The sequence below is a fragment of the Catellatospora tritici genome (assembly GCF_019083965.1).
GTDB lineage: Bacteria > Actinomycetota > Actinomycetes > Mycobacteriales > Micromonosporaceae > Catellatospora > Catellatospora tritici.
Map to the genome: position 1 here is coordinate 19,350 of NZ_JAHRCY010000009.1, position 12,488 is coordinate 31,837.

General features: G+C 71.7%; 10 protein-coding genes. 5 read left to right on the plus strand and 5 right to left on the minus strand.

The genetic code is table 11. The features are described 5' to 3' along the window. The first annotated feature begins 90 nt into the window (after positions 1–90). Complete coding sequence (locus tag KUA19_RS20940) at positions 91–1,359, plus strand: MFS transporter (RefSeq protein WP_217398053.1); 1,269 nt, start codon at positions 91–93, stop codon at positions 1,357–1,359. 178 nt (positions 1,360–1,537) lie between these two features. On the opposite strand, the gene KUA19_RS20945 is transcribed toward KUA19_RS20940, so the two are convergent. After that, positions 1,538–5,395, minus strand: coding sequence for a P-loop NTPase fold protein (locus KUA19_RS20945; RefSeq protein ID WP_217398055.1), 3,858 nt, complete (start codon positions 5,393–5,395; stop codon positions 1,538–1,540). A 135-nt stretch (positions 5,396–5,530) separates the two neighbouring features. Between KUA19_RS20945 and KUA19_RS20950 the strand changes: the two genes are divergently transcribed. Next, positions 5,531–6,754, plus strand: a complete 1,224-nt coding sequence (locus tag KUA19_RS20950) for an SLC13 family permease (RefSeq protein WP_308167551.1) — start codon at positions 5,531–5,533, stop codon at positions 6,752–6,754. 61 nt (positions 6,755–6,815) lie between these two features. On the opposite strand, the gene KUA19_RS20955 is transcribed toward KUA19_RS20950, so the two are convergent. Next, positions 6,816–7,118, minus strand: coding sequence for a hypothetical protein (locus tag KUA19_RS20955; RefSeq protein ID WP_254549881.1), 303 nt, complete (start codon positions 7,116–7,118; stop codon positions 6,816–6,818). 145 nt (positions 7,119–7,263) lie between these two features. Between KUA19_RS20955 and KUA19_RS42925 the strand changes: the two genes are divergently transcribed. Together KUA19_RS42925 and KUA19_RS20965 are read left to right on the plus strand one after the other, a co-directional pair. Further along, a complete protein-coding gene (locus KUA19_RS42925) occupies positions 7,264–8,109 on the plus strand; it encodes a hypothetical protein (RefSeq protein ID WP_254549853.1) in 846 nt (281 codons plus the stop codon). A gap of 124 nt (positions 8,110–8,233) precedes the next feature. Further along, positions 8,234–9,118, plus strand: coding sequence for a hypothetical protein (locus KUA19_RS20965; RefSeq protein ID WP_217398057.1), 885 nt, complete (start codon positions 8,234–8,236; stop codon positions 9,116–9,118). 195 nt (positions 9,119–9,313) lie between these two features. Here the strand turns inward: KUA19_RS20965 and KUA19_RS20970 are convergent, their stop codons facing one another. Genes KUA19_RS20970 through KUA19_RS20980 form a run of 3 tightly spaced genes read right to left on the minus strand, consistent with a single transcriptional unit; the run spans position 9,314 to position 11,664 of the window. Next, the gene (locus KUA19_RS20970) at positions 9,314–10,162 is read right to left on the minus strand and encodes an HpcH/HpaI aldolase/citrate lyase family protein (protein ID WP_217398059.1); all 849 of its coding nucleotides are present in this window, start codon (positions 10,160–10,162) and stop codon (positions 9,314–9,316) included. 3 nt (positions 10,163–10,165) lie between these two features. After that, a complete protein-coding gene (locus KUA19_RS20975; protein ID WP_217398061.1) occupies positions 10,166–10,558 on the minus strand; it encodes a Zn-ribbon domain-containing OB-fold protein in 393 nt (130 codons plus the stop codon). Next, positions 10,555–11,664, minus strand: a complete 1,110-nt coding sequence (locus tag KUA19_RS20980) for a thiolase C-terminal domain-containing protein (protein ID WP_217398063.1) — start codon at positions 11,662–11,664, stop codon at positions 10,555–10,557. Before KUA19_RS20980 ends, KUA19_RS20975 begins: the two co-directional genes overlap by 4 nt. 108 nt (positions 11,665–11,772) lie before the next feature. Between KUA19_RS20980 and KUA19_RS20985 the strand changes: the two genes are divergently transcribed. Further along, positions 11,773–12,480 (plus strand): hypothetical protein, encoded by a 708-nt coding sequence (locus tag KUA19_RS20985; protein ID WP_217398065.1) that lies wholly within the window; start codon positions 11,773–11,775, stop codon positions 12,478–12,480. The last annotated feature ends 8 nt before the right edge of the window (positions 12,481–12,488 follow it).

Genomic DNA, 12,488 nt, shown 5'->3' on the forward strand with positions numbered 1-12,488 from the left:
GAGGATGGGGTGCAGACTCGTGGCCTGGCCACGATCTTCGGCGTGGTTCGGGTCTGCGCGTGGACAGCCGATCGGGGATCATCGTCTACCGTGATCACACTCGCGCGACCGGCCGGTCAGCCGAGGAACGAGCGCATGCGCTGGCTGATGCTGGGCGTCGGCATGCTGACGATGACCGCCGGCAGCATGTCCCAGTACGGGCTCGCCTACCTGATCCCGGCGTTCCGGGACGAGGGCCTGTCCCTGGAACAGACCGGCGTCCTGGTCGCCTGCCCCACCGTTGGTGTGGTGCTCACGCTCATCGCCTGGGGTGCCGCGGCCGACCGGTGGGGTGAGCGCGTCGTGCTGTCCACGGGCCTGGGGATGTCCGGCCTCGCCCTCCTGGCCGCCCGGTCGGCGCACGGCACGGTGAGCCTCGCCGTGTGCCTGGCGCTGGCCGGCGCGACCGGCGCCTCGGTGCTGGCGAGCGGTCGGCTCATCCTCGGCTGGTTCGCGCGGCACGAGCGCGCCCTGGCGATGGGCATCAGGTCGAGCGCGCAGCCGATCGGCCTGGCGCTGGCCGCCGCCACGCTGCCCGCCCTCGCCGTCGACGGCACCGGCGCGCCGCTGCTGTTCCTCGCGGCGTTGATGCTGGCCGCGGCGGCGGCGGCGCTCGTGTTCGTACGGGATCCGGCTCCGCTACCGTCGGCCGCCGCCCAGCAGGCACCCGCTCCGAAGTCGGCCCTGGCGTCGCCCTACCGCAATTCCAGCCTGTGGCGCATCCACGCCGCCAGCGCGCTGCTGGTCGTCCCCCAGTTCACGATCACCACGTTCGCCCTGGTGTTTCTCACCTACGGCCGTGGCTGGACGGCCCTGGACGCCGGGCATCTGCTGGCGGGCGCGCAGGCCTGCGCCGCGCTCAGCCGCCTCGGGGCGGGCTACTGGTCCGACCGCACCGGCAGCCGGCTGAAGCCCATGCGGATCGTCGCGATCGTGACCGGGCTGGGGATGCTGGCGCTGGCCGTGGCCGCCGCGGCCGGATCGAGCCTGGCCGTGCCCGTCCTGCTGTTCCTGGCGGTGGTGGCGGCGAGCAGCAACGGCCTGTCCTTCACCGCCGTCGCCGAATACGCGGGCTCCGCGTGGGCGGGCCGTGCTCTCGGCATCCAGACCACCGGCCAGAACGCGCTGTCGGCGGCCACCCCGCCGGTCCTGGCCCTGGCGATCGGAGCCGCCGGCTTCGCGCCGAGCTTCGCCGTGGTCGCCACGTTTCCCCTGGTCGCCGCGCTCATCGTGCCACTCGCGGCCGAACCTGCCGCGATCGTCGCCCAGACCGGCCGGGCGGACCCGGCAACCGTGGGGGCGCGGAGCGCCCGTTCGTAGACCGGCGGCACTTCTGCGCGTCCGCGGTTCTCCGGTCGGACGTTGTGGCGCGGCGGGATCGCTCGCCCTGCCGTCGGGCAGCGGCGACCCGTGCGGCACCGAGCATCGGGCGCTGCGACGCCTACCGCGACGATCATGCGGCGGTGCGGGACTGGATCGAGCGGGCGACCGTCGCCGCTCACAGGTAGCGGCGGGCGATGGAGACCAGTTCCTGGCCGTCGGCACCGCGCCGGACCAGCAGTTCGCGCAGGCCGCGCAGGTCTTCGTCGTCGACGTCCATGCCTTCCTCCTTGACCACCCGCTCCCATTCGGACCGGTCCGGCGCGGCCTTGAGCAGCACCTCCAACAGGATGACCGTCTTGCCCTTGACGACGCGGCGGAAGCCGAGCGGGTCGAGCAGCCACGGCCAGCGCACCATGATCTCGACCAGGCGGGCCATCTCGGCGCTGTGCACCTGGGTGCCGCTCAGGCTGCTGGTGGTGGCGCCGAGCTCGTGCTCCAGCGCCATGTAGAAGCGCCACAGGTTGACGAAGGCCTTGATCTGGCGCGGGTTGCGGCCGGGCAGGTTCTGCACCGCCTCGTGCAGCGCGTCGCGGACGACCGGGATGTCCTCCAGCCGGTCCAGCACGCTTTCGGCGTTCTGCGCTGTGGGCGCCGTGGCGGCCGCGGCCGCCCGTTGGGCGGGAATCGTCGCCGCCAGGGCCACCGGGGGCGTGGGCTCGGCCGGCGCGACCGGAGGTTTCGGCTTGCGGAATCCGCGCCTGCGGTCGGTGGGCGGAGCCTGCTCCTGCGGGACCACGACCCGGGTCTGCGCCCGGTTGGACAGCAGGAGCTGGTCGAGGTAGCTGCGCATGGCGATGTCGGTGACCCGGGGCAGCCGCACCGGCAGGTCGACGATCTTCTCCATGAAGCGCCAGCCGGTGTGGCGCAGGTGCCGGTAAGTGACCGGGTCCTCCTTGGCCCGCTTGTCGATCGCGGGCAGGTGCGACTCCAGGTGCGCGGCGACCGTCGCCGGGTCCAGGCCCATCACGAAGATGCACGGGCCGAACGCCTTGGTGAGGAACAGGTTGATCGCCTCGATGGTGTCGGCCACGATGCCGGGGCTGCACCGGTCCATGTCGTCGATGAAGATGTACAGCGGCGAGTCGGCGATCAGGTCGATGACTTCGCGTACGTCGTGGCGCAGCAGGTAGAGGTAGCCCCGGTCGGGGGTCTCCAGCGGATCGGCGGAGCTGCCGCCCGCGCTGACCCCGCCCATGCGCGGACCGCTGTCGGCCAACGGGTCATACCACACGTTGAAGCCCTTGACGCTGGTGGCGACCAGCCGGATGACGATCCCGAGCGCGGCCAGGAAGATCACCACGGCGCTGCCGAGGATCTTGTCCAGTTCGCCGGTGTTGACGATCGCCACCATCGTGGCGACGACCGCGGCGACCAGTGCCAGCGCCGCGGCGCCCAGGCTGACGATGCCACGCAGGGTGTGCGGCCGGTAGCTGTCGAGGATCTGTTTGCGCACCTCGGCGGAGTTGGTGCGCTTGAGGTTGAGGTCGATGAACAGGCGTCGCCGTTCGGCCTGGGGCAGCCGCCGCGTGATCGCGGTGAGTATCTCGTTGGTCAGACCGGCCCAGATCTGGTTGCGCTCCTCGTACATCCACGGGTTGAACCAGGCCGTGATCGGGGTGGGCTTCCCGTCGGCGGGACGCATCCGGTATGGCAGCTCGTTCTCGGCAGCGCGCTCCTGCAGGCGCTTCCAGGCCCAGGTCGGGGTCACGTTCGTGGTGACCGGCTTGCCGGTCTCCGTCATGATCAGCCGATGGGTCTGCAGTTCCTGCTGGGACGGCTTCTCCTTGCTGCCGGGCTGGTCGACGGCGGTGCGGATCTGGCGCAGGATGCTGGACTTGCCCTGCCCCCACGGCGCGTGCACGCCCACCACCACCGGCGCGATGGGCTCGGCCGAACGCAGGGCGCTCACCAACGTCTTGGTGAGGGCCGCACGGGCCAGCAGGTCCGAGTCGGCGGGCTGGTCCTGCAGCAGGATCGAGTTGGCCTCGACCGGGGACTCCAGCACACCGCCGGAGGACAGCGGTTTGTCCTTGGAGACCGGCCAGTAGCGCAGCACGCCGTCGTGGCCGCCGCTGAGCAGGCCCGAGGTCACGTCCTCGGTCGCGGTGGCGTGCATGACGTGCAGGTCGCGGATCGAGGTGTCGCTGCCCGCGGGCTTGGACGCCTGCCCGATCAGCTGGCCGTCCAGGTCCCACTTGAGGATCTCGCCGTTGTCGCAGCCACCGAAGACGAGCACGTCGTCCTGGGCGGTGCGGTGTATGGCCACCGCGCGCACCTGGCGGTTGGACCGGGTCTCCGGCGTCACCGGCATCGCGAACCGCTTGACCAGGACACCGATCTTGGTGTCGTACAGCTCGACGTTGCCGTCGGTGCGCGCCACGACCACGAGGTGCGTGGTGTCCGGGCGCCCGGCGAGGCGCGCCGCGCCGCGCAGGGTGGCCACGTCGGCGATCGAGTCGGTCTCGATGGTGCGCTGCTCGCCGCCGAACAGCGGGATGCGGAACAAGCCCTGGGTGGACCCGATGATCACGCGTACCTCGTCACCGGCGTAGCTGACGGCCAGCGAGGACACCTCGCCGACCTCCTCGGTGAGGATCCGCATGTCGTTGGGGTCGTCCAGTGGGCAGGTGCGGACGGTGCCGTCGGGGCCGCCGCTGATCGCGTACCACCGGCCCCGATGTTCGGCGGTGGCCAGCGCCCACACCTCGGCCTCGTGGCCCATGCGCAGCTCTTCGCGCCAGCCGGTCTCCGGGTGCCAGTCGTAGACGCGGTGGTCGGCGCCGCCGCTGAGCAGGTGCGGGTTGTCGGGCGTGCCGCCGAAGGCCAGGGCGCGGACGGTGCTGTCGTGCCCTTCCAGCTTGTGGCGGTGCTGCTGGGTGGCCGGGTCGACGACGTAGATGATCCGGTTGACCCCCGCGCAGGCGTAGAAGTCGCCCGACTCGGCGGTGCCCCCGGTGACCGCCCAGATCGTGTTCGGGATCCGGGTGACGTCCCGCTTCTGCTGGTCCAGCAGGACACTCGAAGTCAGGCGATTGATCTTGATGTCGCCGTTGAAGTCGCCGGAGGCGACGAGGATGCCGTCGGGCAGGGTCTCGCAGGCCACCGCGTACACCTCGCCGCTGTGCAGCGCCACCTCGGCCGCCGGGCGCTCGGTCGGGCCGTCATAGCGCCACAGCGACACCGGCCCGCGCGCCGACGCCGTGACCAGCATCGACACCCCGGCGTCGACGACGTGTCCGAGCCGCCGGATGGTGCCGCCGGTGTGATATTCGCGCAGTTGCCGCAGGTGTCCCTCGCCGGTCGGCTGCCAGACCTTGAGCACCTGGTCCGAGCTGCCGGAGGCGATCAGCTGGTTTCCGTCGGGTCCGGGCGGCAGCGAGATGACGGTCCAGATCGGGCCGCTGTGGCCACTGGTCACCACCGGTTCGGCGCCGGGTCTGTCCAGGTCCCAGGTCAGAATCATGCCGTCGGTCAGCGCGCACGCCGCGTACGGGTGGCCGCCGTGCCGGTACAGGCACACCTTGAACGGGCGGGCGCTCAGCGCGGACACGTCGGCGACCAGCTCGGTGAACGGGTCCTTCGCCGCGTGCGGGTCCCACAGGGACACACCGGTCTCCCGCGCGATCACGACGACGTCGACGCCACCGGCGCCCTTGCCCACCGCGAAGTCCCGGATCTCGCCCCGGCCGTGGGCCAGGCGCCGCACCTCGTGGCCGTTACCCGGGTTGATCTCCCGGATCTCGCCGTTCGGCCCGCCGACCAGCAGCCGGTCGCCGTGGACGCCGCTGGGCAGCGCCGCCAGCGCCGTCACCGGCACCCCCGCCGCCACGATGCGGATGAGCTGCCGCGACTTTGCCTCGATCAGATCGACGCCCTGACTGCGCCCGGCGGCCAGGATCAGATCTTGATCAACGCGTACGAAAGCCATATGGTCGATCTGGCCACTGAGCATCAGACCCGTTGCCTGCGTCACGTTCAATCCCCCATCACCGTGGCGACATCAGCATAGGTGGATGACCTCACGTACAGTAGGCCACGATTACCACCGAGCCACGACGACCGGGTGCAGATGAAAGTGAAGATCACGGACGCGACAGGAGTCGGCCCGGTGACGACCACACGGCAGCGACAGGACCAGCCGGAACTCGCCCCCGCACCCTCGCGGTGGCGGCTCGAGGTGATGGACTGGATCGCGATCGGCCTGCTGGTCGGCGGCGGGATCGCCGTGGCCACCGGTCTGCTGCCGTACGCCGACGCCAAAGCCACCGTGTCCCGCATCCTGCCGCTGCTGATCTTCCTCGGCTCGGTGATCATCCTGGCCGAGCTGGCCGCCCGCGCCGAACTGTTCGACGTGATCGCGGTCAAGGTCACCGCGCTGGGCCGAGGCCGCAACGTCGCGCTGTTCCTGCTCTGCTTCGCCTTCGCCGCGCTCAACACCATCTTCCTCAACCTGGACACCACCGCGGTCCTGCTGACCCCGGTGCTGCTGGCGACCGCGCGGCGGGCCAACACGGCGGCGCTGCCCCTGGCCATGACCACCGTGTGGCTGGCCAACACGGCCAGCCTGCTGTTGCCGGTGTCGAACCTCACCAACCTGCTCGCCGCCGACCGCATCGACCTCGAGCCGCTGGACTTCGCCGCCAAGATGGCCCTGCCCCAGCTCGGCGCACTACTGTCGATCGGGCTGTGCCTGTGGCTGTTCTACTGGCGCACCAACCCGCCCCGCTACGACGTCCCCGCCCCGCACCGGCCCGCCGACCCGCGCCTGTTCCGGATCGCGGCGGTCTGCGTCGCCGGGTTCATCATCTGCATCCTGACCGGCGTCACCATCGAGATCGCCTCCATCGCGGGCGCCGTGGTGCTGCTGGCCGCGTTCCTGCTCTGGCGGCGCGCGGACCTGTCCTGGAGCCTGCTGCCGTGGCGCCTGCTCGTCTTCGTCACCGGGCTGTTCCTGGTCGTCGACACGATCAGCAGGCACGGGCTGTCCACGGTGATGTCCGCCCTGATCGGCACGAACCCCGACACCGAAGGCGTGATCCGGGCCGCCGGGGTCGGGGCGGGTTCGGCGAACCTGCTCAACAACCTGCCCAGCTACGTCGCGGGCGAGTCGGTCATCCCGGTCGCCAACCACGACCAGCTCATCGGCCTGCTCATCGGCACCAACGTCGGACCGCTGATCGTGCCGTGGGCGTCGCTGGCCACGATGATCTGGGCCGAACGCTGCCGCGCCGCCGGGCTGCGCATCCAGTGGCGACCATTCATCCTGGCCAGCACGGTCGCGGCGGTGCTCACCCTGGTCGCGAGCGTCGGCGGCCTGCTGCTCGCCCACTGAGAGCGTAAGGAAGGGCACCTTCTCATCGCTCTACGATGTAGAAGGACCCCCTCCCAACACTTCACAACTCGCGCACCTCGATGACGCGGGTCGTGGGCGCGGCGTCGCCGAGCTCGGCCCGCAAGGCCAGGCGGTCCGGGTCCACGAGAGCCGCCTCGTATCCGGCGCGGGAGGCGAACCGAATCGTCTGCACCTCGGTGGCCCCGTCGGTGCTGTAGAGGCGCTGCTCGACCCTGCCGTCGTGGCGGCTCAGCAGGCGCAGCACCGCGTCCTCGTACTCCCGACCGGCGTCGAAGTGGCCCGGAGCCATCTCCACCACCGCCACCAGGAACATCTCCGCCGCGGAATTTTCCTTGGGTGCCATCGTCACGCGGCGAAGTATGCCACCGCTCCCGGCCGCCTGTGGCAGCGCGCCACACTATGGACCGATCGACGATCGAAAGCAGCGAAGCTGACGCCTCTGCCCGCACCGCCCCCCACGATGCCACGGCAACCGGGACAATGCGTCGATGGAGCAGCAGCGTATCGTCCGCGGACACGCCGAGCGGATGGCAGGCTACCGACGGGTGCTCGAGACGAGGTCGACGACGACCTCCGCGGCCCGGCTGCGCGAGCTGGCCCGCGACGAGATCCGCCCGGTGCGGGTCTGGACCGCGCGCAACCACAACACCCCGCCCGACGCTCTCGACGTCCTGGCTCAGGACTCCGACGGCACCATCCGCTGGAACACCCTCCTGCACGCCCGCACCCCCGCCGCGACCCTGGTCCGATTGGCGCAAGTGGAGCAGCAGCAAGCAGGCGACCGGTGGTTTCACGAACGCGGCCTGATCGTGCACCACCCGAACACTCCGGCCGAGCTTCGCCGCGAACTCGCCGCCGCGGGCGCGTGTCGGGGCTGCTCGGTGGCGTGCCCGCGCTGGCGGCACCACACCCACCGCGATCCCTGGCAGTCGCGATACCAGCCGGCTGGGCTGTTCCGCCGCACCGACGCAGAGCGCACCGACCAGCAGCTGGCGTGGCAGCGCAGCGACCAGGCGTTCTTCGCCGCAGGAGCGTGCCACATCCTGGCGTGGGCGTTCCTGGAGGCCTATCCCGACGGCGGCTTCCAGATCCACGCGCTACGCAAGCAAGGTGAGCCCCACCCGCACCACGTGTACGTGACGGATGGGCTCTGGGCGTTCGACCACTGCGGTTGGACGCTGTGGAGCGAGCTGCGACAGTGGTACCAGTCCGAAGATCTGGTCATCCGCACCGACCTGACGACCTTCTGCGCGGAGAACTACCACCGCCTGCCCGAGCAGTTCTCCCATCTGCCCTGGCAGCGGGCCCACGACTACCTCGACCGCTATCGGTGAGAGCACCGATGTCCCCGAACCGTCCGGGCGCGTAGCGAGGTCGGTCTCGCGCGGTCCATTCGGCCAATACCGGGCAGCGGTGCGCGATGGAATTCTTCGAGGGTTGTCCAATCTGGGGAGATCCATGTCGCGCCGCGCTTCCGGCATCGTTCTTTTCGTCCTGAGCTTTCCGCTGCTGATGCTCGGCATCACCGCCTGGAAGGAAGCCGCGCGCGAGGCTGACGTGCGCGCGTGGCAGCTACAGCAGGCGGCCGAGTCGCCCGACCCGGCCGAGGCCGAGCGCTTCATCTCGTACGCGGAGAGCACCCTGTGGCGGCAGGAGGACGCCGAGCACAGCCGGAACCTGCTGCTGGCAGCGGCCACGGCCGGCGTGCTGGGCGGCATCGTGGTCCTGGTCACCGGCGGTCGCAGGCGGGACACCGACCTGGTCCGCGCGGCGTCCGCCGACACCGTGCGCGCCGCGGCGCCGCCCCCGGCGTCGCCGTTCACCAACTGTGCGGCGTGTCGGCGGCAGATCTCGGTCGCGGCCGTCGCCTGCCCGCAGTGCGGCCACCCGAACGAGCCGGTGCCGACCGCCCCCGCGGCCGCCCGGGTCGCCGCCCCTCCGGCGCGGATCAACAAGGCGCAGCGGGCCTTCTACGCCGTACTGATCACGCTGGGCCTCGGCTCCGCCGTGGTGATCTACACGGTGCTGTTCGACGACCTGTCCGAGACCGACCTGGTGCGCATCTCGCCGTTCTGGCTGTTCCCGGCGGTGTTCGGCTACTACGGCCTGGTCGCGCAGCGGATGGAGGCGAAGCTGCAGGACACCCACCTGGACACCGTCTCCGACCAGCTGCTCGAGGTCATCAAGGGCAGCGGCTTTCTGGGGCAGATGTTCGCGTTCCTGATCCACGCGCCGTTCCTGCTGGTCAAGAGCAACCGCCCGTGGGTGACGGCGCTGGTCGGCTCGCTGATCTGGGCGATGGCGCTGACGGCCTTCTTCGAACTGGTCTTCCCCACCCTCTGAGCTGGGCCCGATTCGGTCGTGATCACTCGAGTTGCCGGGCAATCGGGCGGATGACCGTCCAAGATACGCACGACTGCCCGGCAACTTGGATGATCACGGGACGGGCCCGGCGGCCGGGCCCGTCCCGTGTCGGCGGTCAGCGCCAGAGCCAGACCTGGTTGGCCCGAGTCGACAGTTTTCGATACTCGACGGCGGTCAGCCCTCGGGGTCGAGCAGTCGTCGCGCCGACCGCACCACGGCCTCGTCGACCAGGCGGCCGCGCGCGTCCAGGCAGACCCCGGTGCCGTCGCGCATCGCCTGGTCATGGCGCGTGACGACGTCACGGGCGGCGGCCAGTTCGGCCTCGGTCGGGGTGAACACCTCGTGCACCACGGGCAGCTGCGCCGGGTGGATGCAGGCCCGGCCCCGGAACCCGAGCCGCTTGAGCGCGAGGGTGGACTCACGCAGCGCGTCGAGGTCGCGGAAGTCGGTGCTGACCGGGGCGACCGGCGCGGCGATCCCGGCGGCGGCGCAGGCCAGCACCGCGTGCGAGCGGACCCACAGCAGCTCGCACCCGTCCGGGCCGGGGGTCACCCCGAGGTCGGCGGCGAGGTCGGCCTCGCCGAGCTGGAGCCGGACCACGCGCGGAGCGCGGGCGATCGCCGGTGCGGCCAGCACCGCCGCGGCCGACTCCAGCAGCGGTACGACCCGGACCGTGCCCGAGGCCAGGCCGCGTTCGGCCTCCAGGCCGGTCAGCAGCCGGTCGAGGGCGGTCAGCTCGTCGACGGAGTCCGCCTTGGCCACGCACAGCCCGGCCAATTGCGGCCCGACCACGGCGGCCGCGTCGACTTGGCCGAGCTCGCCGGGGTTCACCCGCACCCAGACGCGCGGTTCGCCGATGCCGGTGCGGGCGCCGAGGAAGTCGGCGACGCCGGCGCGGGCGGCGTCCTTGCCCGCCGGGGGTACGGCGTCCTCCAGGTCCACGATCAGCGCGTCCGCGCCGGTGGTGAGCGCCTTGGCGAGCTTGGCCGGGTTGTCGCCCGGCACGTACAGATAGGACCGCAAGGGTCACAGCTCCCTGGTGAAGACGGGCAGGGCGCGCCCGTCGGGCAGTGGCAGCCAGGTCAGCACGACCGGCTGGTCGCAGTGCGGTTCGAACTCGCCGACCAGCCGGGTGAGCAGGATCGGGCCGTCGACCAGCCGCACCCGGGCCACCGTGTAGGGAACGGCGACGTCGGGCACGGGGGCACGGTGGACCACCGTGTACGAGTCGACGACCCCGCGCCGACCCGCCGGGGCCAGCGTCAGCTCGTCGCCGCCGCAGCCGGTGCACAGCAGTCGCGGCGGCAGCTGCACCAGGCCGCAGGTGGCGCAGCGCTGCACGGCCAGGCGCCGCCGCCGGGTCTCGTCCCACCACGGCCGGGTGACCTCGTCCTCGGGGATCTGCGACGGGACGCTCACGCCGCCTCCAGGATGACGGTGGCGTGGCTGGAACCGATGCCGCCGGTGCCGTGCACCAGCGCGGTGCGCGCTCCGGACACCTGCCGCGAACCGCACTCGCCGCGCAGCTGCCGCACCGCCTCGACGAGCAGGAGCGCGCCGAGCTGCCCCGGGTGGCCGTAGGACAGCCCGCCGCCGGTGGTGTTGACCGGGACGCCGTCCCAGTGGGTGCCGGTGCCGGGCGGGCAGAAGCCGAGCTGCTCCAGGCCGAGCGGGACGCTGATGGTGAAGCAGTCGTACAGCTGAATGACGTCGATGTCGGCGGGGCGGCGGCGCGCGTGGGCGAAGGCACGCGCCCCGGCCGCGGCGGCGCCGGTGCTGAGCAGGTCGTCGGGGGTGGCCATGGCGGCGTGGGTGACAGCTTCGCCGTACCCGAGCACGGCCACGGGCGGACGGCGCAGGTGGCGGGCCCGGTCGAGCGAGGTGAGCACGATCGCCCCGCCCCCGTCGGTGACCAGGCAGCAGTCGAGGGTGCCCAGCGGGCTGGACACCAGCGGCGCCGCCAGCACCTCCGCGACGGTCAGCGGCCCGGCGCCGTAGTGGAACGCGGCCGGGGTGCGCAGGGCGCGCTCGCGCGCGGCGACGGCCACCCGGGCCAGGTCGGCGCGCCCGAGCCGGTAGGTGTGCAGGTAGTGCTGGGCGGTCATGGCGTAGTACGACAGCGGCCACAGCGGCAGGTACGGCTGCTCGAACTGCGCCTCGGGCGTGCCGGGATGGTAGCCGCCGCCGGAGCGGTGTCCGGCGCTGCGCCGGTCGGAGGCGTACGCGACCACCACCACGGCGCACTGCCCGGCCTCGATGGCCTGCACCGCACGTGCGACGTAGGTTTCGAACAGCGCGCCCTCGGGGGCGGTCGAGGCGGTCCAGGACAGCCACAGCCCGAGCTGGTCGGCCAGCTGCGTGGCGGGGAAGCGTCCGTGCCCGGCCACGGCCAGGCCGTCGACGTCCGACACCCGCAGCCCGGCGTCGTCCAGGCCGCGCCGCACCGCCTGCGCCAGCAGGTGCTGGGCCGACCGGCCGGTGTGCCCGAGGTCGCACTCGGCGGCGCCGACGACCGCGACGGTCATCGCCGCACCTCGCTCCCGACCGAGCCAACCATGGGGCGACGCTAGCCAGGCGCCGAGCAGCCCGTCAAGAGCTTGTTTCTCACAGTGAACCAGTGTTTCCATATCGCGATGGGACCGCATACGCATGGCTGGTGGATTCTGCTCCACATAGTCCTTTTCGTCTTCTGGCTCGGTGGCGACCTGGGGGTCTTCTGGTCGAGCCGGTTCGTGCTCCGCCCCGACCTGCCTCCGGCCGCCCGCGCCACCGCCCTGAAGATCATGGGCGGGCTGGACCTCGGGCCGAAGATCTGCCTCGTCCTGTTCCTGCCCAGCGGCGTGACGCTGATGGCGCTGGAACCGCACGGCGCGCGGGCGTTCGGGGTGAACCCGTTCCCGTGGCCCGCCGTGGTCGCGGTATGGCTGCTGGCGGCGGCATGGCTGGCCGCGACGATCAGCGACCACCACCATCCCGGCCGACGCCCGTGGGTGCGCCGGGCCGACTGGACCATCCGACTGACGCTGATCACGGTCCTCGCCGCGATCGCGCTCTACACGCTGGTGGCCGACAAGCCGTTCGGCGTGGACACCAACCCGCGCTGGCTGGGCGCCAAGCTGCTGCTCTACACCACCGCGATCGCGTGCGGGCTGGGCATCCGGCTGACCCTGCGCTCCTTCGGGCCCGCGTTCGGGGCGCTGATGACGGCAGGTTCGACGCCCGAGGTGGAGAAGGCGCTCAAGCGCAGCATCGACGGCTGCCTGCCGTACGTGTGGGGGATCTGGGCGAGTGTGCTGCTGGCGGCGGCCCTGGGGGTGCTCAAGCCGTTCGCGCAGTTGTGACCGGCGTT

Coding starts and splice junctions, on each gene's coding strand:
- KUA19_RS20955 (WP_254549881.1), bottom strand. CDS start 7,118: ATGGCACCCAAGGAAAATTCCGCGGCGGAGATGTTCCTGGTGGCGGTG.
- KUA19_RS42925 (WP_254549853.1), top strand. CDS start 7,264: ATGGAGCAGCAGCGTATCGTCCGCGGACACGCCGAGCGGATGGCAGGC.
- KUA19_RS20965 (WP_217398057.1), top strand. CDS start 8,234: ATGTCGCGCCGCGCTTCCGGCATCGTTCTTTTCGTCCTGAGCTTTCCG.
- KUA19_RS20980 (WP_217398063.1), bottom strand. CDS start 11,664: ATGACCGTCGCGGTCGTCGGCGCCGCCGAGTGCGACCTCGGGCACACC.
- KUA19_RS20985 (WP_217398065.1), top strand. CDS start 11,773: ATGGGACCGCATACGCATGGCTGGTGGATTCTGCTCCACATAGTCCTT.